A 20,970-nucleotide genomic window follows, 5' to 3' on the forward strand; every position below is an offset into this window, starting at 1 on the left:
CGGCTGCAAAAAGTGTCGGACGGTCCATATTTCGCCGCTTTCTCGGCCAATAGCTCGCTATTGGCACTGCGAAATCGTCAAAATCTATCCTCGCCCGGCACTTTTTTCGCTTCGACTCCCTAAGTCCGACAGCCTCCTAGTTCGACACCAGGTTCATGTGCCGGTGTTGCCGGCGCTGCACCAGGGCGATAACGACCAGGATCGCGAATGAAATCGCCAGCAGCACGATCGCGTAGGCGTGCGCGGCGTCGTAGTTGAGTTTTTGCGCCTCGTCGTAGAGCGCGATCGAGGCGACCCGGGTCTGCCCGGGTATGTTCCCGCCCAACATCAGCACCACGCCGAACTCGCCCATCGTGTGCGCGAAGCTGAGCGAGACCCCGGTCAGGATCCCGTGCCGCGACAGCGGCAGCACGATCGACCAGAACACCTGGCGCCGCGTCAGGCCGAGCGCGAGCCCCGACTGGACCAGCTCGCGCCCGACGCCCCTGAACGCGGCCTGGAACGGCTGCACCGCGAACGGCAGGCTGTACACGACCGAGCCGGCCACCAGCCCGGCGAACGAAAACGGCAGCGGCTGCCCGAACACGCTGACCCAGGCCGCGCCCAGCGGCTGCTGCGGGGCCATCGCGGTCAGCAGGTAAAAGCCGATCACGGTCGGCGGCAGCACGATGGGCAGGCCGACCAGGGTTTCGACAAAGACGATGCCGCGCATGCGGCTGGTGTTGAGCCAGTTGGCCAGCGGGATGCCGATCACCAGCAGCACCAGCGACGAGGCCAATGCCAGCCGCAGGGTCAGGCCGATGGCCTCCCACAGCTCCGGCGGAAACGACCAATCATCCATGCGCGGGCGCCGGCGCGGGCAGCGCGAAGCCGTTGCCGAGCAAGATCGCGCGCGCCGCCGGCGAGCGCAGGAACCGCACGAAGCGCGCGGCCAGCGGATTGGCCTTGCCGCGCGTGGTCACGATTGCGCCCTGCTCGATCGGCGCCAGGCCCGCGTCGGGAATCAGGTAGTGGCTGCCCGTGCCCTTCAGGCGCGAACCCGACAGGGTCGACATCGATAAAATCCCGAATTGCGCGTTGCCGCTTTCGACGAACTGCGCGGTCTGGGCGATGTTCTCGCCCACCACCAGCTTGGCTTGGACGGCGTCCCACAGGCCCTGCGCCCGCAGCGCCTCGCGCGCGGCGCGCCCGTACGGGGCGACGTCGGGATTGGCGATCGCGATGCGCTTGACGCGCGCGTCGAGCAGCACCCGCAGGCCGCTCCCGTGGCCAAAGCGCGCGTCGGGCGACCACAGCGCGATGCGCCCGACCGCGTACGGGATCAAAGTGGCGGCGTCTGCCCCGCCCTCGGCCGCCAGCCTGGCCGGATAGGCCATGTCGGCCGACATGAAGACCTCGAACGGCGCGCCGCGCCGGACTTGCGCGAAGATATTGCCCGACGAGCCCAGCGACACCTTGACCCGCGCGCCCGGCACCTGCTTGCCGAACGCGGCGCCGAGGGCGTCGATGCAGTAGGCCAGGTCGGAGGCGGCCGCCACCAGCACGGTCCCGGCGCGCGCGGCGGGCAGCGCCAGCAGCGCCAGCGCGCACAGGAGGACCGATGTCAGTTTTTTCATAGAGCTATTTTACGCCAGTCGCGCGGGTGCGCGGCATCGTAGGGCGGGGACGGCGCGCCGGTCGAAGCGGCACGCGGTACGTTACAATGGCCGGCTGTGTCTGAAGAGAAGTGTCTCCCCCGATGTCCAACGCCCCCAAGTTCGGCCTGAACGTACCGCAAAGCGAAGCGGTGATGTACCTCGACGGCCCGTGCCTGGTGCTGGCGGGCGCCGGCTCGGGCAAGACGCGCGTGATCACCCAGAAGATCGCGCACCTGATCGAGGACCGCGGCTACGATCCGCGCACCATCGCCGCGCTCACCTTCACCAACAAGGCCGCGCTCGAGATGCAGGAGCGGATCGCCAAGCTGCTCAAGCAGCCGCGCCAGGCCAAGCAGCTCACGGTGTCGACCTTCCACTCGCTGGGCGTCAAAATCCTGCGCCAGGAGGCGGCCGGGGTCGGCCTCAAGGACCGCTTTTCGATCATGGACAGCGACGATTGCTACGGCCTGGTGCAGGACCTGGCGATCACCACCGACAAGCAGCTGATCCGCAGCATCCAGAATTCGATCTCGCTGTGGAAGAACGGCCTGGTCGACCCCGAGGACGCGATCCGCGACGCCAGCGACGAGGACGAGGCCACGGCCGCGCGCGTGTTCCGCAGCTACGTGGCGACGCTGGCGGCCTACCAGGCGGTCGATTTCGACGACCTGATCCGCCTGCCCGTCGAGCTGTTCCGCAACAACGACCCGATCCGCGACAAGTGGCAGCGGCGCCTGCGCTACCTGCTCATGGACGAGTACCAGGACACCAACACCTGCCAGTACGAGCTGGTCAAGCTGCTGGTGACGGGCATCGGCAAAAAGCCGATGTTCACCGCCGTGGGCGACGACGACCAGGCGATCTACGCCTGGCGCGGGGCCTCGGTCGAGAACCTGAAAACGCTGGGCGACGACTTCCCCGACCTGCGCGTGATCAAGCTCGAACAGAACTACCGCTCGACCACCCGCATCCTGCAGGCGGCCAACGCCGTCATCGGCAACAACCCGAAAATCTTCGACAAGAAGCTGTGGTCCGAGCACGGCCTGGGCGAGCCGATCAAGGTGCTCGGCATGCAGACCGACGACCAGGAGGCCGAGCAGGTCGCGATCATGATTTCGGGCGACCGCTTCCAGCGCAAGAACAAATGGTCCGACTACGCGATCCTGTACCGCGGCAACCACCAGGCGCGCGTGATCGAGCAGTGCCTGCGCAAGGAGCGCATCCCGTACACGATCTCGGGCGGCCAGAGTTTTTTCGACAAGGCCGAGATCAAGGACATCATCAGCTACCTGCGCCTGATCGCCAACGACGGCGACGACCCGGCCTTCATCCGCGCCGTGACCGTGCCCAAGCGCGGGGTCGGCATGGCCACGCTCGAGGTGCTCGGCGCTTTCTCCAAACAATGGAACTGCTCGCTGTTCGAGGCGACCTTCAAGGGCGGCCTCGAGGCCAAGCTGCCCGACCGCCAGTTGCTGCCGCTGCGCAGTTTTTGCACCTTCATCAACCAGCTCGAGTCGCGCGCGAGCCGGCCCGGCCCCTCGGGCAGCGGCGAGAACGCGGCCGCCGTTCTCGACGACATGATGAAGGAGATCGCCTACGAGGGCTATCTGTACGACACCTTCGACGACCGCGCGGCCCAGGCCAAGTGGCAGAACGTGCTCGAATTCGTCAACTGGCTCAAGGAGCGCGGCTGCGGCGGCAAGGACAAGTCCGGCGAGGAGAAGAACCTGCTCGAGCTGACCCAGATGGTGGCCCTGATGTCCATGCTCGAAGGCAAGGACGAGGAGCAGGACGCGGTCCGCATGTCGACCCTGCACGCGTCGAAGGGGCTCGAGTTTCCGCATGTGTTTTTGGTCGGGGTCGAGGAGGGCATCTTGCCGCACAAGGGCGACCCGGACGCCTCGGTCGAGACGATCGGCGCGCGCATCCAGGAGGAGCGGCGCCTGATGTACGTCGGCATCACGCGGGCCCAGCGCACGCTGCATATCACGTGGTGCAAGAAGCGCAAGCGGGCGGGCGAGCAGGTCCACTGCGACCCCTCGCGCTTCATCAAGGAGATGGCGCTAGACGTCGGCACGGCCGCGCCGACCGAGGCCGAGACGCTCTCGCCCAAAGACCGGCTGGCGAACCTGAAGGCGCTGCTCAACACGCCGAAAGCCTGAGCGGCCTTCTTGCTCGGCCTTAGGTCCGTCATGCCTAAGACGACGCGGATGACGTTGGTTAATTTTCGCAGCTAGGAAACGCGGGGAATGGCGAACAAATAGCAACGCGGGATTGGCGAACAAATAACAACGCGGGGAATGGCGAACAAATCGCAACGCGGGAATGACGCACAAATAACGATGCGAGAATGCCCACAAATAGCAGCGTCATCCTCGCGGAAGCGAGGACCCATATTGAGCTTGTGCAAACGCGGCGTTCGCCCCTTCCGGCCCGTGGCGTTCGTGTCCGAATTTTTGAGCGGCCCATAACTGCTCACTCGGTATGGGTTCCCTCTTTCGAGGGAATGACGTGTACCTTGGATTTCGGCCGGTGGGTCGATCGCCAATTGCATCGAATTCATACCTACGGGTAATACGGGGCAAGCCAAAGCCCGGCGCGGCGCGCCCGGCTGGCATAATGCTGCCTTTGCCGCCAAGGACACGCCCGTGAGTAACGAAGACCGTTTTGTCGATATCGAGATCAAGCTCGCGCACCAGGAGGACATGGTCGATTCATTGAATCAGGTCGTCTACGAGCAAGCCAAGCGCATCGACAAGCTCGAGCTCCTCGTGAGCCAGTTGGCCGAGCACATCCGCAACAACGCGCAGTCGGGCCCGAACCCCGTCAACGACAGGCCGCCGCACTATTGATTCGTCGCGCGCCCATTGCAGAAACATTGCAAGAGCGTCGCGAACGCATTGCGAATCTTTCGCAATTGCCACCGCATCAATGTTGCCAGCCAGCTTACAGGCGCCCACCCGTGCCGAGGCCGCCTCGTAAGTACGCCCGTCAATACGGGCTTTTTTCCCACACATGCATATGTTCTCGCGGATGACGCTTTAGGAGCGTCCTGCTATCATCATGGCCTCATGCGCTGTCCGTTTACCCAATGGCAGCCTTATTCCAGCCGCTCGTGAAAGATGCCATGATCCGTCCTCAGATGCTTATCCTCGCCGCCAGCTTGGCGTTCGTCAATCTCGCCGCCGCGCCCGTCAGCGTGGTCGCCGCGCCAACCATGGCCGCCGATAATCCGTTCGCCAAGGTGAGCACCCTGCCGTTCCGCTATCCGGCCTTCGACAAAATCCAGGACAAGCACTACATGCCGGCGTTCAACGCGGGCATGCGCGAGGACCTGCGCCAATTCAACGCCATCGCCAACAACCCGCAGGCGCCGACGTTCGACAACACGATCGTGGCCATGGAGCGCTCCGGGCAACTGCTCACGCGCGTCAACGCGACCTTCTCGAGCATGCTCGCAGCCAACACCAACGACGCGCTCAACGACATCGACAGCGCCATGGCGCCACGGCTGGCGGCCCACTCCGACGCCAAGTACCTCAATCAAAAAATGTTCAAACGGGTCAAGGCGCTCTACGACAAGCGCGCCGCGCTCGGCCTCGATCCCGAGTCGGCCTACCTGCTCGAGCGCTACCACAAGGATTTCGTGCGCGCCGGCGCCCAGTTGTCGGACGCCGACAAGAAAAAGCTGAAGGCCTTCAACGGCAAGATCGCGACCCTGCAAACCAAGTTCTCGCAGAACGTGCTCAAGGAGGCGAACGCCTCCGCGCTGGTGGTCGACACCCGCGCCGAACTGGCCGGCATGTCCGAGGCGGCCATCGACACCGCCGCCGCCGAGGCCAAGACCCGCAAGCTGGACGGCAAGTTCGTCGTCGCGCTGGTCAACACCTCGGGCCAGCCGCCGCTGTCGGTGCTGACCAACCGCGCGGTGCGCGAACGCCTGATGGCCGCCTCGCTCGCGCGCGGCACCCGCGGCGGAAAATTCGACAACCGCGACGTGGTCCTGCAACTGACCAAGCTGCGCGCCGAACGCGCCGCCCTGCTCGGCTATCCGACCTTCGCCGCCTATTCGCTCGAGGACCAGACCGCCAAGACGACCGACGCGGTCAACACCCTGTTGTCGGAATTGGCCGCGCCGGCGGTGGCCAACGCGCGCCGCGAGGCGGCCGAGATCCAAAAGATCATCGACGCCGAGACGGGCGCCGAACCGGGCGCCAAACCGGGCGGTTTCAAGGTCGCCGCGCACGACTGGGCCATGTACAGCGACAAGGTGCGCGCCGAGCGCTTCAATTTCGACGAGGCCCAACTGATGCCTTATTTCGAGATGGACAATGTGCTGGTCAACGGCGTGTTCTTCGCCGCCACCAAGCTGTACGGCATCACCTTCAAGGAGCGCAAGGACCTGCCGGTGTACAACCCGGATGTGCGCGTGTTCGACGTGTTCGACACTGACGGCAAGCAGATCGCGATTTTCCTGGCCGACTTTTATGCGCGCAGCAACAAGCGCGGCGGCGCGTGGATGAACGAATTCGTCTCGCAGTCCAAGCTCATGGGCACGACCTCGGTCGTCACCAACAACCTCAACGTGCCCAAGCCGCCGGCCGGCGAACCGACCCTGCTCACGGTCGACGAGGTCAAGACCATGTTCCACGAATTCGGCCATGCGCTGCACGGCCTGTTTTCAAACGTGACCTACCCGCGCTTCTCGGGCACCAACGTGCCGCGCGACTTCGTCGAGTACCCGTCGCAAGTGAACGAAATGTGGATGATCTGGCCCGAAGTGCTCGGCAACTACGCCAAACACCATAAGACCGGCGAGTCGATGCCGCGCGAACTGCTCGAGAAAGTCATGGCTTCGAAGAAATTCAACCAGGGCTTCCTGACCACCGAATACCTCGCCGCGTCCCTGCTCGACCAGCGCTGGCACCAGCTCGATCCGGCCAAGATGCCAAAGGACGTGCTCGCCTTCGAGGCCGCCTCGCTCAAGGACGCCGGGGTAGACTTCGCGCCGGTGCCGCCGCGCTACCGCAGCGCCTACTTCTCGCACAGCATGGGCGACTATTCGGCCGGCTACTACTCCTACCTGTGGAGCGAGAAACTCGACGCCGACACGGTCCAGTGGTTCCTCGACAACGGCGGCCTCGACCGCAAGAACGGCGACCATTTCCGCAAGACGCTGCTCTCGCGCGGCGGCACCGCCGACGCGCTGCAGCTGTTCCGCAACTTCCGCGGACGCGACGCCAAGATCGAGGCCTTGCTCGAGCGCCGCGGCCTGAAAGCCAAGTAATCCGGTGGCGCGCGATCGGCGCGCCGCCCGCACCATCCCGTGGCAAACCCTGCCACGGGCGCTCGACCTCCCTCCATACCAAGAAGGACACCATGACCCATCCCCACATGCTTCTCCTCGCCGCCAGCCTGGCCGTCGCCCAGTTTGCTGTTCCACAACTCGCGCTCGCCGCGCCCCCGGCCGCCGCGGCCGGGGCGTTCACCGCGTCGAATCCGTTCGCCAAGGCCAGCACGCTGCCGTTCGGCTACCCCGCCTTCGACAAGATCAAGGACGCCCACTACGCGCCCGCGTACGAGGAAGGCATGCGCCAGCACGCCGAGGAGATCAGCTTCATATTGGGACGGCACGGCGTCGCCACCTTCGACAACACGATCGTCGAGATGGAGCGCTCGGGCAAGCTGCTCGAACGGGTCAGCAGCGTGTTCGGCAACCTGTCGGGCACCAACGGCAACCCGGCGATGCAGCAGATCGAGCGCGCGCTGTCGCCGAAATTGTCGGCCCACTACGACGCCATCCGCCTCAATAAAAAGCTTTTCGCCCGTATCGACCAGCTGTACCAGAACCGCGCCAATCTCAAGCTCGACCCCGAATCGCTGATGCTGCTCGAGCGCTACCACGTCGATTTCGTGCGCGCCGGCGCCCGCCTGTCGGACCAGGACAAGCAAAAGCTCATGGCCTACAACGCCGAGCTGGCGATGCTCTCGACCACCTTCAAGCAAAATGTGCAGGGCGAGGCCAACGCGGCCGCGCTGGTGGTCGACACCCGCGCCGAGCTGGCCGGCATGAGCGAGGCGGCCATCGACGCCGCCGCCGCGGCCGGCAAGGCGCGCGGCCTCGATGGCAAATTCGTGGTCCCTGTGACCAACACCACCGGCCAGGCCCCGCTCGCCGTGTTGACCAACCGCGCGGTGCGCCAGCGCCTGCTCGAGGCCTCGATGGGCCGCGGCAGCCGCGGCGGCGAATTCGACAACCGCGCAGTCGTGCTCAAGCTCGCCACGCTGCGCGCCGAACGCGCCGCCCTGCTCGGCTACCCCAACCACGCGACCTACGTGCTCGAGGAGCAGACCGCGCGCAACCCCGCCGCCGTCAACCAGTTGCTCGCCGAGTTCGCCAAGCCGGCGGTCAAGAACGCGCGCCGCGAGGCGGCCGAGATCCAGAAGATGATCGACGCCGAAAAAGGCGGCTTCGAGGCCGGCGCCGCCGACTGGGCCTACTACACCGACAAGGTGCGCGCCGAGCGCTTCAGCTTCGACGAGGCCCAACTGCGCCCCTATTTCGAGCTCGACAACGTGCTGAACAAGGGCGTGTTCTTCGCCGCCGGCAAGCTCTACGGCCTGTCGTTCAAGGAGCGCCGCGACCTGCCCGTCTACCAACAGGACGTGCGCGTGTTCGACGTGTTCGACGCCAACGGCAAACCGCTGGCGATCTTCATCGCCGACTTCTACGCGCGCAGCAACAAGCGCGGCGGCGCCTGGATGAACGCCTACGTGTCGCAATCGAAACTGATGGGCACCAAGCCGGTCATCGCCAACCACCTCAACATTCCAAAGCCGCCCGCCGGCGAGCCGACCCTGCTCACCTTCGACGAGCTGACCACGGTGTTCCACGAGTTCGGCCACGCGCTGCATGGCATGTTCTCGGACGTCAAGTATCCACGCCTGGCCGGCACCCGCGTGCCGCGCGACTTCGTCGAATTCCCGTCGCAGGTCAACGAGATGTGGGCGGTCTGGCCCGAGGTGCTGGCCAATTACGCCAGGCACCACAAGACCGGCGCGCCGATGCCGAAGGAATTGCTCGACAAGGTGTTCGCCGCGAAGAAATTCAACGAGGGCTTCCGCACCACCGAGTACCTGGCCGCGTCGATCATCGACCAGCGCTGGCACCAGCTGGGCGCGGCGCAGATGCCGACCGACGTGCTCGCCTTTGAGGCGGCCGCGCTCAAGGACGCCGGCGTCGACTTCGCGCTGGTGCCGCCGCGCTACCGCACGACCTACTTCTCGCACGTGTTCTCGGGCGGCTACCCGGCCGGCTACTACGGCTACCTGTGGAGCGAAAAGCTCGACGCCGACACGGTCGGCTGGTTCAACGAGCAGGGCGGCCTGACGCGCAAGAACGGCGACTACTTCCGCAAGATGCTGCTCTCGCGCGGCGGCACGATGGATGCGATGGAGATGTTCCGCGCCTTCCGCGGGCGCGACGCGACGGTCGGCCCGCTGCTCGAGCGCCGCGGCCTCGACACCGAGTGACGAACCGGGCGGGGCGTGCCGTGGTGCCGTCCCGCCGCTTCGGGTTATAGTGCGGTATGGTTATCCGCAATAGTGACAACCCAGTGCCAAAACAGTGGCAACCCAGTGACAAGGAAGCAGCGTTTCAATGAGCGTTCAAGATTTACACGGCATCACCCTCGAAGCGCTGCTGACGCGGCTGGTGGACCATTACGGCTGGGATGGACTGGCCAAGCGGATCGACATCAATTGCTTCACGTCCGACCCGAGCATCAAGTCGAGCCTGAAGTTTTTGCGCAAGACGCCTTGGGCCCGCGCCCGGGTCGAAGAGTTATATTTGAACACCCAGTTCACCACACACGAGGACCGACATGTTCAATGAAAAAGCAAACAATCTGAAGGCGCATCTCAAGACCCTTCACGCGAACATGGCCAACACGGAGGAGGTCGACGTCGAGTTGCAGGAACTGCTGCGCCAGCTCGACGCCGACATCAAGCAACTGCTGGAAAAACGCGCCGTCGACGAGAACGACGAAAGCACCACCTACGGCCTGGCCGAGCGCAGCCAGGAGCTGTCGGCCAAATTCGCGGCGCAGCACCCGCGCCTCGAGCCGGCGCTGCGCGAGCTGGGCAATATTTTGTCGAGCATGGGCATCTGATTCAGGCGGCGCCCACGGGCACCGCCTCCAGCGCCGCGACGATGGCCGCAAAGTCGGGCCTGCGCTCGACCACTTCATCCAGACAAGCATCCCTGAGCCGCGCCCAATGCGCCCCGTCGTCCTCGCGACGGCGGGGACCCATGGAACAGTTGCTTTGAGCCACCGTTCTATGGGTCCCCGTGAAGGGGGGCGCCGAGCCCGAGACGACGGGGGTTTGTGCTCTTTCCCAATCATTTGTTTGCTGCGCGAGCAAGTCCTCCAGCAGGCAGCCAAACGCCCTGACCTCGATGCGTTCTAGCTGGCTTGCCTGCGGCCCGGCGCGCTCGTAGGACGTGGCGGCGCCAAAATCGCCCAGCAACGCCGGTCCGGTCGCATCAACCATGATGTTGTGCGCGTACAGGTCGCCGTGCATGAGACCTTTGGCGTGCAAGGTGGCGCAGGCCGAGGCGATCCCGATGCCGATGTCGGCAATCTGTCTGGCCGAAAACGTGCTTCCCGGCGCGTACACATCGCGCGTGCAGCTGGCAAACGTCGGCGGCAAGCCCAGGTTGGCGTAGGCCGGATCGATCAGTTCGAGCACCAGGCCCTCGCGTCGCCCCGGATGGCCGCCGAGCTTGCCCAGCACCGCGACCAAATTCGGATCCCGTCCGGCCGCGACACAGGCCGCCATCTCGCTGGCCGGCAAGCCGTCGCTGGTGAGCTCGCCTTTGAACAATTTGACCGCGACCTGCCTGCCTTCGGTCAGCCAGAGCGCCTCCGAGATCACGCCCGAGGCGCCCTCGCCCAACTGTGTCTGCAACTCAAGCTCATGCCAGTCGATGCATGGCAGATCGGCCGGCATGGCGGGCGCGGCGGTGCACGGGTTGCCCGCGAAGGCGAGCCACGACAGGCGCGGCATCGTCAGCAGCCAGGCTGGCAGTTGCTCGAGACGGTTGGCCGAAATGCGCAACAAGGCCAAATTGACGCACGCCGCCAGCGACGCCGGCAGCGCCGTCAACCGGTTTCCGGCCAACATCAGTTTTTCCAGGCGCGGGCACTGGCCGATCGCATCGGGCAATCGTTCGAGGCAATTGTCGGTCAGGATCAGCCAGCGTGTGTTGGGCGGCACGGCCCGCTCGGACATGGTCGCGATCCGGTTCGCCTTGAAGCCGACCATCTCCAGTTGCGGACAGTCGGCGATGACCTCGGGCACCTCGGTGAAGCGGTTCTGCGACAAAAATAGCCGCTTGAGTTTGCCGAGGCGGCCGAAATCAAAGGGCAGGGAACTTAATTCATTTCCGGAGAGGTCAAGATGCTCGAGCGTGTCCGCCAGATCGAAGATCGCATCCGGAAATTGCGTGAGCCCGCACGATAAGGCGAGCGCGCTTGCTCCAGCCAGTTCGCCCGACTGGAGTTGTTGCAGTGTTTGCATGTATTTCCTGTATCTGTTTCCTGTGTGCGTTGCGGTTGTATCACTTGCCCGCGGCGATCCAGCGCTTCACGCGCGCCTCGAGCACCGGCAGCGGCAGGGTGCCCGTGCCGATGACGATCTCGTGGAACTTGGGCAGGCTGAACTTGTCGCCGAGCGCCGCACGTGCCTGCTCGCGCAGCGCCATGATCTTGAGCGAGCCGGTTTTGTAGGCCAGCGCCTGCGCCGGCCAGCGCCATGTAGCGCTGGATCTGGTTGGTGGCGCGCGCCTCGTTGTACCCGATCGCCTCCTGCATGTACGCGATCGCCTGTTCGCGGCTCCAGCCCTTGGCGTGCATGCCGGTGTCGACCACCAGCCGGACGGCGCGCATCAACTCGTCGTTGAGGTGGCCGAAGTACGCCTCGGGATTGTCGTACAGGCCCAATTCGCTGCCCAGCGCCTCCGAATACAGGGCCCAGCCCTCGGTGAAGGCGGCGCTGTTCGCGTTTTCGGTGTTGAACTTGCGGAAGTCCGGCAGATCGAGTTCCTTGAGCAGGCCCGCGTGCATGTGGTGGCCGGGCTGGCCCTCGTGCAGGAAAAGCGTCGTCATGCCGGTGCGGCTGTAATCCTTCGGGTCGTTGACCACCGCGTAGAACACCCCGGGATGCGAGCCGTCGGCGGCCGCCGGCAGGTAATGGTCCGACGCCGTCGCGCGCGTCAGCTCGGGTTCGAGGCGCTGTTCGAGCGCCGCCTTCGGCATCAGCGAGAACAGCGCGGGCAGTTTCTGCTCAAGCGTCAGGTCGAGCTTGCGATAGACCTCGAGGATCTCCTGCTCGCTCTTAAAGGGGCGGAATTTCTCCTGTGCCGCCACCCATTTCGGCAAGCCGGCGGCCGGCCCCTTGTAACCCATTCTGGGCCCGAGGACGGCGAACAAGGCCTGGATGCGCGCCACTTCCTTGAGGCCCGTGTTGTGAATCTCGTCGGGCTGCAAGGCGCTTGTGGTGCGCGAGGCTACGCGCGCCAGATACCAGTTGCTACCGTTCGGCATCGCGCCCATGCCGGCGCTGTCGCGCCCGACCGGCAGATACTCCTTCTCCAGGAAGCGCGCCAATTTGGCCAGGGCCGGATTGAGCCGGCCGCCGATTTCCGCCTTGTACTCGGCGCCCAGGCTGCGTTTTTCTTCGGAGGAGAAACTGGCCGGCAGGTTCTTGACCGGCGTGTAAAACACACTCGTTTCGGGCGTGGCGCTGACCAGGTTCCGATGCTGCGGCAGGGCCGCCTTGATGATGGCCGTTGGTAACACGACGCCGCTGCGCATACCCTCGCGCATATTGACGATCGCCTGCTCCAGCCACGGCGTCAATTGCCTCAGGCGGCTCAGGTAGGCACGGTATTCTTTAGGGGTGGTGATCGGTTGCGATGACTTTCCGCTGGCCAGATTGGCGATCATCACGGGGATGCTGTCCATCTGGTCGAGCGGCAGCAGGTGTTCTGGAAATGCGGCGCCGGCGAGGTCGGTTTTCAGGCTGTAGTCGAGCACGTCGTAGCTGGTGCGGTCGGCCGCGCCGAGGTGGTCCGGCTTGATGGCACGCAGACGCTCGGCGAATTTCCGGTACGCCGCAAAGTGGCGCGCGCGATTCTCGGGAGAGATCGGCAGACCAAGCTGATCGTCGAAGCGGTTGTCCCCCCAAAACGTCGCGCTCAGAGGATCGAAGCGCGTGTTCTCCGCATAGTAGTCGGCGACCAATTGCTGGAGCTGCTTGGCGTGCAAGGGGGAGGCGGGCGCGGCGACCAGGGGCGGCTTGCTCGTCGCGTGGGCCGGCAGCAATGGTGCGCAAGCGAGGATGGCGGCGGCGCTGATCGCGCCGAGGTATTGCTTAGATTTCATTGGTTTTCTTTGGAATAGTTAACGCTGGTCGCAAAGCATGCACAGGCATACTACCATTGTCCTAGCGAAGCTTCGCCTATGCCGGCTGCCGCCGAAACAGCGTGTTCGAAGACCGTCGATGAAGCATCGATGACCATTTCAAATCGCGCGTACCCATACATTCTTGAAGATGTACACGGAACCGATGCTGCATTCATATTCTCTCGAATTATCACCTTGGCGCTGGTGTCGCCTGTCGACAATATTGAATTTGTCACAGCAATTTCCAGTACATTCTGCTGCTTAACGTCATAAATACCTAAAAAAACCGAAGACAAACTATGAAAACTCTCGTCACCGTATGCGCACTTGCAGCTGCGACCTTTCTACCAGGTTGCGCCAACACCCCCCGCCACCACCGAATATGGGAAAAACTTCAGCGCCCAATCCGCGGCCAGTCTGGTGCCAGGCAAGACTACCAAGAGTGAAGTTATCCAAAGCATCGGCGAATTGCGCAACCCGGAGATTTTCACCGCAAAGAAGGACACCGCCGGCAAGGATCTGCCTAACCCGATAGTCATCGAGTATGCAAATTACTACTATTCGGACAAAGCGCCCAAGGCAGCCGAGGAAAACATGCGCGCGGCCCGCGTGCTGTCGGTTCATTTCGCTGGCCCGATGCTGGTGCACTACCGCCTGAGCAGCACCTTCGCCGGGGAGTCGACCGATTTTGATGAAAACAAGGTCGGCAAAATTTCCAAGGGCATGTCGGAGGCGGAGGTCGTCGCAGTGATGGGCACGCCGTCTGGCCGTTCGATCCATCCTTACACGTCGGACGTCGACGGCACGGGGATCAGCTACTACCGCGTGAGCATGAACAATGTCACGAATAAATTCCACACAAAGATCTTCACGGTCTACTTTGACGCGAAAAAGAAGGTGTCCGATTTCGATCTAAAAGTTAATGTGAAGTAGACGTCTATGTACTATTTAAAGTCGACCCTCCTTGCAATTGCGCTTGCCATGCTGTCCGCAGGCTGCACGACGCCGCCGCGCGAGTTCGGCCGGGATTTCTCGACGGCCCAGTTTGGCAGTATCGTGCTAGGCCAGACCACGCGCCCCGAACTGATCGCCTTGCTGGGCACACCGGCGCGCGAAACAGTCAATACTTACCGCAAGGATATGGCCGGCAAAGAACTGCCGTCACCCCTGATTGTGCATGACATCGAGTACTGGTTTTCCAGCAATGACCCGCTGAAGCCACCCATTGAAGCGGCTCTTTTCGGTCGGCGCAATCTGCATGTGTACACCGTCGCCGACAAAGTGACTGGGATGCACCTCAATAGCAGCTTTAAATCGGATTCGACAAATTTCGATACCAGCAAAATCGGCGAGATCAAGAAGCACGAAAGCACTATGGCCGATGTTAACTCCCTTTTTGGGGCACCTAGCGGCACTGCCATTTACCCGCTTGCTGCCGAACAGGGCGGACGCATCATGTTCTATTCGTTCAACCGTATCAACCTTGCGACGAATATGAATGAGACCAAGTCGATGACAATTCAGATCGGCGGGAACCAACGGGTGCACGACTTCAATCTCCGGGAAGAAAGCGAAAAGCGGCCGGTGCTCCAGGCGCCGGCGCAGGCGCCGATTATTATTTCGATCTACATCCCGGCAAGCCGCTAGCTGCAGACATTGACCGAGCGACTGTAACGCCAACGATGGCCAAGATCATCAACTCGTCCTGAGCCTGTCCCGTCCAATCCGCCGCTCTTTGGCGAGGTGGCAAACAGTGTGCGCTGGAACGGAAAGCCCGCAGATGCTACTGCGGGTTTTTTTTCCGCCAGATCCTATTTCTCAACTTCCCCGTTAAGCCGCAGGGCGGGCGCTTGCGTGCGGACTCGGTGTCGTCCGCAGTTGTCCGCAGAAAGCGTTCCGCTCCGGCGGGTTGTTTGATATCACCTGTAAGGCGCGTTTGGCGCAATCATCAAAGGCTTGAAAGTTGTTTCTTGACCCTTTAGCGACACATGTCGCATAATGGCGGCAATAGTCGCACAAGGAGCTCTTACATGGCAATACCCTCAATTTCTGAACTAATTGTACTGAAGTCGCTGTGGCGACAGCACCCCCTGAGCGCACGCGAAATCCACGAGCAAATTGAGGGTGAACTTGGCTGGTCCTACTCTTCGACCCGCAAAACGCTGGAACGTATGTTGGACAAGGGCTCCGTGCGCCAAGCCACCCTCCATGGCGTGCAGGTGTATGAGGCCGCGCTCGAGAAGGTCGGCACCCTGGCGGCCTTTGCGCACGACTTTGGCAAGCGCGTGATGGAGATGGACGCGCCCTTGCCCGTCAACATGTTCACCGGCAGCAAGCTTGTCGACGGAGCCGAACTCGCGCAACTCGAACAACTGCTGCACGACTGGCCGGAAGGCAATGAGGAGGCAAAATGACTCCCATCGACCTGTTGATTTTCCGATTTCTGTTGGCCAGTTGCGGCTGCGTGGCCGCGGGACTGGGCGTGTGGGCGGTGACGGCGCTTTGCCGCCGCCTGCCCGATTTCCCGATGCAACGATCGATGTGGCTGCTAAGCCAGATCACGGTGGTGGCGACGTTTTTGGTGATTCTGCTGCCGCACAGTGAACGGCTGCGAGTGGTGCCGCCGATCGACATCGAGCTTGCAACGCAGGCGCAGTCGGTTGCCCCGGAGACGACCGCGGCACTGGCGGCGGCGCCTGCCACCGGCGCTGCCAGTGCCACGCCCCCGGAGACGGTCGAGCGTTCCTGGCTGGTCCTGGGCGCACAAACCTGGCTGCTGGTGTATCTGCTCGGCCTTGGCTACTCGCTCATCAGGCTGTTGCAGGCGCGGCGCATGTTGAACGGCCTGGCCGCCGCCGGATGCCGAGTGAGCGCCCTCGACCAACATCATGCGCTTGCCGGTGCGCTCGCGGGCGCGCCCGCGGTGGCGGTCATCGAAGTCGACGCGCCCATTTCGCCCATGCTGTTCGGCCTGTTCAGGCCGCGCCTGCTGTTGCCGCGGCATTTGCGTGGGCTTGAGGTGTTGCAGCAGCAAATGATCGTCGAGCATGAACTCACCCATCTGCGGCGGCGCGACCTGCAATGGATGACCGCCGGCATCTTCCTCCAGACACTGCTCTGGTTCAATCCCTTCATGCGGCTGTTGCGCGAGAACCTGTCATGGGCGCAAGAGCTTGGATGCGACCGCGACGTGCTGCGTGACCGCCCGCGGGCGCAACGCAAGGCGTATGCGGCTGCGCTTGTGGCGCAACTAAAAATGCAGCACCACTCGGTCAGAACGGCACTGGCTTTCGGCGGTGTCAGCGCGAGTACGCTGGCAGGCCGGATCGCGCTGATCCGCGAACCGGTGACTGGCTCGCGGGGCCGGGGGGCGCGCATTGCCGCGCTGGGCGGTCTGGCGGGCATTTTTGTCGGCAGCCTCGCCTTCCAACCTGCGCTTGCCTGGCGCATCGATCCGGTGCCGGAGCTTGCGCCCCCTACGCTCGCAAAAACGCCTTGGCCTTTCAACGATGCCGCGCCCCCGGCGGCGCTCAACTGCACCGCATTGGTTGATGCCGCCAGCGGCAGGCGGCTGGTCCACGAGGGCCGGTGCGACGAGCGCGTCACGCCGGCATCGACATTCAATATCGTTGTCAGCCTGATGGGCTATGACAGTGGAATCCTGCGCGACGAGCACGCGCCCGCGTTGCCATTCAAGGCCGGCTATCCCGCCTGGATACCATCGTGGCGCGCGACGACCGACCCGACCAGCTGGATCAGCAATTCGGTCGTCTGGTACGCCCAGCAGGTCACGTCCAAACTTGGCGCCGAACGCTTCCAGGGCTATATAAAAAGCTTCGATTACGGGAACGGTGATGTAACCGGCGATCCCGGCAAAAATAACGGTCTCACGCTTTCATGGGTCGGCTCGAGCCTAAAAATTTCGCCGGTCGAACAGGTGGCTTTCCTGAGGAAGCTCGTGAACAGACAGCTCCCGTTGACGCCGAAAGCGTATGACATGACGACCCGCATCTTGACGTCCGAGACCTTGGCTAATGGCTGGGTGGTCCACGGTAAAACCGGCACCGCGTATCCGGTCCTGCCTGATGGCAAGGATGACAGAAAACGCCAATACGGCTGGTATGTTGGCTGGGCACAGAAGGGCGAACGCACCGTGGTTTTCGCCCGCCTGGCGCTCGATCAAAAACAGGAAACCAGCGCGGCGGGTCCCCGCGTAAAGCAAGCCTTCCTGCGCGATCTGTCAGCGTGGTCGGCCGCGCTTTAAATACACTCTCCCACGACAAAAAATGACAATCCTAAACCGCAGCCTCGCAATCGCCCTCGTTTCGACTTGCTTCCTTCCCTGCACCAGCTGGGCCGCCGACGATTCCGCCAGGATCCGCGCGATCGTCGATAATGCGATCGGCCCGGTCATGGCCGAACACGACGTGCCCGGCATGGCGGTCGCCGTCACGGTCGACGGCCGATCCTATTTCTTCAATTACGGCGTCGCTTCGCGGGAGAAGAACACGCCCGTCAGCGAGGCAACCCTGTTCGAGCTCGGATCCGTCAGCAAGACTTTGACAGGCACGCTGGCCGCCTATGCGCAGGTGCTCGGAAAACTATCGTTGACCGACCATCCCGGCAAGTACATCCCACAGCTTAGGGGCAGCCCGATCGACAAGGCGAGCCTGATCAATATCGGCACCTACACGGCGGGCGGGTTGCCGCAGCAATTTCCCGATGAGATCTCGAAAGATGATCAGATAAACGCCTATTTCCGGGATTGGAAACCGGACGCCGCTGCCGGCACGCAACGCACATATTCGAATCCGAGCATCGGCCTGCTCGGGCACATCACCAGCCTCGCCCTGAAGCGCGATTTTGCCGACGCCATGGAAACCGCGCTTTTCCCGCAGCTTGGCCTGCGCCACAGCTATATCCGCGTACCGGACGGCGCGAAGGCCGACTATGCGTGGGGATACAGCAAGTCGAACAAACCCATCCGCGTGAACCCCGACGTGTTCGATGACGAGGCGTATGGCGTCAAGTCGTCGTCCGCCGACATGATCCGCTTCGTGCAGTTGAACATCGCACCAAGCCGGCTGGAGGCGCCGATGCGGCGCGCCGTCGAGGCCACCCATGTGGGCCACTTCAGGGTGGGCGATATGGTGCAGGGGCTCGGCTGGGAGCAGTATGCCTACCCCATCGCCCTCGATCGTCTGCTGGCCGGCAACTCGCGCATCATGAGTTCGGAACCCAACGCCGCGCAGCCGCTCACGCCGCCGGAGGCGCCGTCCGGACCGACCTTGTTCAACAAGACCGGATCGACCGGCGGATTCGGCAACTACGTCGCTTTCGTGCCGGCGGAAAAGATCGGCATCGTGATGCTGGCGAACAAGAGCTTGCCGGGCCCCGCCCGCATCAAGGCAGCCCACGCGATCCTGGAGCAACTCGTCGAGAAAAATCCGTAGGCAACATACCTTGGATCAAAAGGCGCGACGCGCGAACCATCCCCGCCCATCTGCCTGACCGACGACGCGCCCGACGCCGAGGCGTCGTGCGATCACTGTCGCGCCAAGCTTCTCCTCGACGCCCTGGCGCTGCACTTCGAGGAGTTCCCCCTCAATCCCACAGCGTCAAACCACGACATCGCCGAAAAAATTGAGGCCCGGGCGGGACTTCCCCCTCCAGGGATTCATGCGTGTTGGCTGGCGCATCCACATTGCCCAAGGCCGTGTGAACCACAAGCTTTGCCGTCATCACGATGACGTTGGACTTGGTGCGTGGATAGTTTCATTAAGTTGACGAAAATATATTTGACTGTTATAGTCAACTACATCACCACCCAACTACATAAGCACATAAGCGCAGCGCACTGCGAAAAACAGCGAGCCCGTCCATGACCACACTTTCTACGCCGTCCAGCGCGCTGCAACGCGTGCTGGCCTTTCCAGTGACTCGCATCATCATTGCCTTCTTTTGCGTCATGGTTCCCTTCCTGCTGGTTCAGGGTATCGCATTCAAACTACTCGAGCACAAATCGCTGGTAGTCAAAGTCTGCCAGTTTCTTGGCATCTGCTGCTCCTACGCCTTGTATTGCTACTACGTGCACAAGGTCGAAAAGCGCGACGTGAGCGAACTGTCGCACGATAACGCCGCCCGTGAGTTTTTTGGCGGCGCATTCATCGGTGCCTTGCTGATTGGGTCGATCATGGCCGTGCTGGCCGTACTCGGCGCCTATCACGTCAACGCCATCAACAGCCCCTCGGTCATGGTCGCGCCACTAATCATGCATCTGACCGTCGGGATGCTGGAGGAATTGCTGATGCGCGCCATTTTCTTCCGCATCATCGAGCGCTCACTCGGCAGCGTCATCGCCCTGTTGCTGTCGGCGCTGGCGTTTGGCGCCGGCCATTTGGTCAACGACAACGTCAGCGTAGTGGGCATGGCCACCGTCGTCTCGACGGGCCTGCTGCTGGCGGCCGCGTACATGAATACGGGGCGCCTGTGGATGTGTGTCGGCATGCACGCCGCGTGGAACTTCGTACAGGGTGGTGTGTTTTCGGCCGCCGTTTCGGGCGGCACGGTCCACGGTCTGCTTGAGAGCACCTTCAGCGGGCCGGACTGGTTAACCGGCGGCGCCTTCGGGGTCGAAGGTTCTGTCCTGTCCCTCTTGGTCACGGCGGCAGCCACCTTCGTCCTGCTGATGCGCGCCAAACGCAATGGCCGCGTGGTGCTGCCGTACTGGAAGCGCGCCGCATAAACCGCATCGCCCAGACGCTTCCATGGCGGCGTGCTCGCGCTAACTGCAGTCCGCCAGCCGGGCCGCAAGGGAGCGCCTGACCGCGAAAACAACATACCGCTCGAAAAAAAACGCAATCTTTCCTTGCGCCAAGCTCGCTACAATCATCGGTCCGCGTTTGCCTTTAGAAGGCGCAGCCCATGAAGAAACTAGCCATCGGAATCGACATCGGGGGAACGCGCACCAAGCTGGGCCTGGTCGATCTGCACGGCGGCGAGGTGCTGGACATGCGCATAGCACCGACCGAGAAACACTCCTCCGAGCGCTTCCTGCACACCATTCACTAGGGAATCGACGCCTTGCGCGCCCGCGCCGCGCAGGCTGTGGCGCCCCTGCTTGGCGTGGGCGTCGGCGTGACCGGTTTTGTGGACCAGGCCGGCAGCGTCGATTCCACCTATGGTTTCCTGGAGTTCATGGAAGACTACCCCCTGTCGGACCACATCACGCGCCATTGCGGTCTGCCGTGCCGGGCCGGCAACGACGCGCGCGTGGTCGCGCTGGGCGAGGCGCTGTACGGCGCCGGCAAGGCGGACGAACGGGTGCTGGTGCTGACCCTGGGCACCGGGCTGGGCGTCGGTTTCGTCGCCAACGGGCGTTTCGACACGCCGCTCGGCTACGCCCATATGGCCGGGCACATGGGCGATCGACCCCGCCGGCCGGTCCTGTTATTGCGGCAAGACCGGTTGCCTCGAGTCGCTGGTGGCGGCGCCGGCGATCGTGCAGGCCGCCGGCCGGCTCGGGTTGCCGGCGTCGGCGCTCGGCGTGGAAGCTATTTTTCAGGCCGAACAAGCTGGCGACGCCCGCGCGGCCGCCGTGGTGGACGCCTTCCTCGCGCATCTGCACACCGGGATCGGCAATTACATCAACATCTACGCGCCCGACCTGATCGTGATCGGGGGCGGCGTGTCGAAGGGCATGCGGCCCTATCTGGACCGGATCGCCGTGGTCGAGGCCCTCAAACCGTTCAAGCGTTACGAGGTCGCGATCGTCTTGTCCGAGCTCGACGAGCATGCCGGCATTCTCGGCTGCGCGGCCCTGTTCCACTGACCTCCCCGCAGCAACTACCCACAGAAGATAACAA

17 protein-coding genes and 2 pseudogenes are annotated in these 20,970 nt (G+C 63.3%); 15 read left to right on the forward strand and 4 right to left on the reverse strand.

Annotated features, from left to right (window positions below; genetic code table 11):
• Nucleotides 1-136: 136 nt before the first annotated feature.
• Both modB and modA read right to left on the reverse strand, forming a co-directional pair.
• Nucleotides 137-841, reverse strand: coding sequence for a molybdate ABC transporter permease subunit (gene modB, locus C7C56_RS25205; protein ID WP_106760100.1), 705 nt, complete (start codon nt 839-841; stop codon nt 137-139).
• The gene (gene modA, locus C7C56_RS25210; protein ID WP_106760101.1) at nt 834-1,616 is read right to left on the reverse strand and encodes a molybdate ABC transporter substrate-binding protein; all 783 of its coding nucleotides are present in this window, start codon (nt 1,614-1,616) and stop codon (nt 834-836) included. The genes modB and modA overlap by 8 nt, the downstream gene beginning before the upstream one ends.
• Nucleotides 1,617-1,738: 122 nt before the next feature.
• On the opposite strand from modA, the gene C7C56_RS25215 reads away from it, so the two are divergent.
• The 6 genes from C7C56_RS25215 (at nt 1,739) to C7C56_RS25240 (ending at nt 9,808) form a co-directional block, all read left to right on the forward strand.
• Nucleotides 1,739-3,799, forward strand: a complete 2,061-nt coding sequence (locus tag C7C56_RS25215) for a UvrD-helicase domain-containing protein (RefSeq protein ID WP_106760102.1) — start codon at nt 1,739-1,741, stop codon at nt 3,797-3,799.
• Nucleotides 3,800-4,285: 486 nt separating this feature from the next.
• A complete protein-coding gene (locus C7C56_RS25220; protein WP_106760103.1) occupies nt 4,286-4,489 on the forward strand; it encodes a SlyX family protein in 204 nt (67 codons plus the stop codon).
• Between the two features lie 275 nt (nt 4,490-4,764).
• The gene (locus C7C56_RS25225; protein ID WP_181373348.1) at nt 4,765-6,924 is read left to right on the forward strand and encodes a M3 family metallopeptidase; all 2,160 of its coding nucleotides are present in this window, start codon (nt 4,765-4,767) and stop codon (nt 6,922-6,924) included.
• 107 nt (nt 6,925-7,031) lie between these two features.
• A complete protein-coding gene (locus C7C56_RS25230) occupies nt 7,032-9,170 on the forward strand; it encodes a M3 family metallopeptidase (RefSeq protein ID WP_106760105.1) in 2,139 nt (712 codons plus the stop codon).
• Between the two features lie 127 nt (nt 9,171-9,297).
• Nucleotides 9,298-9,531 (forward strand): VF530 family protein, encoded by a 234-nt coding sequence (locus C7C56_RS25235; RefSeq protein WP_106760106.1) that lies wholly within the window; start codon nt 9,298-9,300, stop codon nt 9,529-9,531.
• A complete protein-coding gene (locus C7C56_RS25240; RefSeq protein WP_106760107.1) occupies nt 9,521-9,808 on the forward strand; it encodes a DUF4404 family protein in 288 nt (95 codons plus the stop codon). The genes C7C56_RS25235 and C7C56_RS25240 overlap by 11 nt, the downstream gene beginning before the upstream one ends.
• A gap of 1 nt (nt 9,809) precedes the next feature.
• Here C7C56_RS25240 and C7C56_RS25245 read toward each other — a convergent pair whose 3' ends face one another.
• Complete coding sequence (locus tag C7C56_RS25245) at nt 9,810-11,186, reverse strand: leucine-rich repeat-containing protein kinase family protein (protein WP_441295179.1); 1,377 nt, start codon at nt 11,184-11,186, stop codon at nt 9,810-9,812.
• Nucleotides 11,075-13,024: a DUF885 domain-containing protein gene (locus C7C56_RS25250; RefSeq protein ID WP_441295178.1), complete on the reverse strand. Its 1,950-nt coding sequence runs from the start codon at nt 13,022-13,024 to the stop codon at nt 11,075-11,077. The genes C7C56_RS25245 and C7C56_RS25250 overlap by 112 nt, the downstream gene beginning before the upstream one ends.
• A gap of 408 nt (nt 13,025-13,432) precedes the next feature.
• Here C7C56_RS25250 and bamE point away from each other — a divergent pair, with 408 nt between their 5' ends.
• From bamE to C7C56_RS30165, 9 genes and pseudogenes are all read left to right on the forward strand, one after another.
• Nucleotides 13,433-14,038, forward strand: coding sequence for an outer membrane protein assembly factor BamE domain-containing protein (bamE, locus tag C7C56_RS25255; protein ID WP_146204637.1), 606 nt, complete (start codon nt 13,433-13,435; stop codon nt 14,036-14,038).
• Nucleotides 14,039-14,044: 6 nt separating this feature from the next.
• A complete protein-coding gene (locus tag C7C56_RS25260; RefSeq protein ID WP_106760110.1) occupies nt 14,045-14,752 on the forward strand; it encodes a hypothetical protein in 708 nt (235 codons plus the stop codon).
• A gap of 383 nt (nt 14,753-15,135) precedes the next feature.
• Nucleotides 15,136-15,519: a BlaI/MecI/CopY family transcriptional regulator gene (locus tag C7C56_RS25265; protein WP_106760111.1), complete on the forward strand. Its 384-nt coding sequence runs from the start codon at nt 15,136-15,138 to the stop codon at nt 15,517-15,519.
• Nucleotides 15,516-16,430, forward strand: a pseudogene (locus C7C56_RS30830) (M56 family metallopeptidase); the annotation flags it as partial. The gene C7C56_RS25265 and the pseudogene C7C56_RS30830, both read left to right, overlap by 4 nt.
• A 132-nt stretch (nt 16,431-16,562) precedes the next feature.
• A complete protein-coding gene (gene blaOXA / locus C7C56_RS30835; protein ID WP_370660246.1) occupies nt 16,563-17,369 on the forward strand; it encodes a class D beta-lactamase in 807 nt (268 codons plus the stop codon).
• 22 nt (nt 17,370-17,391) lie between these two features.
• Nucleotides 17,392-18,558, forward strand: a complete 1,167-nt coding sequence (ampC, locus tag C7C56_RS25275) for a class C beta-lactamase (protein ID WP_106760113.1) — start codon at nt 17,392-17,394, stop codon at nt 18,556-18,558.
• Between the two features lie 428 nt (nt 18,559-18,986).
• Nucleotides 18,987-19,850, forward strand: coding sequence for a CPBP family intramembrane glutamic endopeptidase (locus C7C56_RS25280; protein WP_106760114.1), 864 nt, complete (start codon nt 18,987-18,989; stop codon nt 19,848-19,850).
• 179 nt (nt 19,851-20,029) lie between these two features.
• Nucleotides 20,030-20,176, forward strand: a complete 147-nt coding sequence (locus C7C56_RS29465; protein WP_219933227.1) for a hypothetical protein — start codon at nt 20,030-20,032, stop codon at nt 20,174-20,176.
• 54 nt (nt 20,177-20,230) lie between these two features.
• Nucleotides 20,231-20,936, forward strand: a pseudogene (locus C7C56_RS30165) (ROK family protein).
• Nucleotides 20,937-20,970: the final 34 nt, after the last annotated feature.

The organism is Massilia glaciei (assembly GCF_003011895.2).
In the GTDB taxonomy this organism is placed as follows: Bacteria; Pseudomonadota; Gammaproteobacteria; order Burkholderiales; family Burkholderiaceae_D; genus Telluria_A; species Telluria_A glaciei.

Bases quoted from the DNA above. Each gene is read 5' to 3' on its own strand.
- modB (WP_106760100.1), bottom strand. From the start codon at position 841: ATGGATGATTGGTCGTTTCCGCCGGAGCTGTGGGAGGCCATCGGCCTG.
- C7C56_RS25260 (WP_106760110.1), top strand. From the start codon at position 14,045: ATGTACTATTTAAAGTCGACCCTCCTTGCAATTGCGCTTGCCATGCTG.
- C7C56_RS25240 (WP_106760107.1), top strand. From the start codon at position 9,521: ATGTTCAATGAAAAAGCAAACAATCTGAAGGCGCATCTCAAGACCCTT.
- C7C56_RS25230 (WP_106760105.1), top strand. From the start codon at position 7,032: ATGCTTCTCCTCGCCGCCAGCCTGGCCGTCGCCCAGTTTGCTGTTCCA.
- C7C56_RS25215 (WP_106760102.1), top strand. From the start codon at position 1,739: ATGTCCAACGCCCCCAAGTTCGGCCTGAACGTACCGCAAAGCGAAGCG.
- C7C56_RS25225 (WP_181373348.1), top strand. From the start codon at position 4,765: ATGATCCGTCCTCAGATGCTTATCCTCGCCGCCAGCTTGGCGTTCGTC.
- ampC (WP_106760113.1), top strand. From the start codon at position 17,392: ATGACAATCCTAAACCGCAGCCTCGCAATCGCCCTCGTTTCGACTTGC.
- C7C56_RS25235 (WP_106760106.1), top strand. From the start codon at position 9,298: ATGAGCGTTCAAGATTTACACGGCATCACCCTCGAAGCGCTGCTGACG.
- C7C56_RS29465 (WP_219933227.1), top strand. From the start codon at position 20,030: ATGAAGAAACTAGCCATCGGAATCGACATCGGGGGAACGCGCACCAAG.
- C7C56_RS25265 (WP_106760111.1), top strand. From the start codon at position 15,136: ATGGCAATACCCTCAATTTCTGAACTAATTGTACTGAAGTCGCTGTGG.
- C7C56_RS25280 (WP_106760114.1), top strand. From the start codon at position 18,987: ATGACCACACTTTCTACGCCGTCCAGCGCGCTGCAACGCGTGCTGGCC.
- modA (WP_106760101.1), bottom strand. From the start codon at position 1,616: ATGAAAAAACTGACATCGGTCCTCCTGTGCGCGCTGGCGCTGCTGGCG.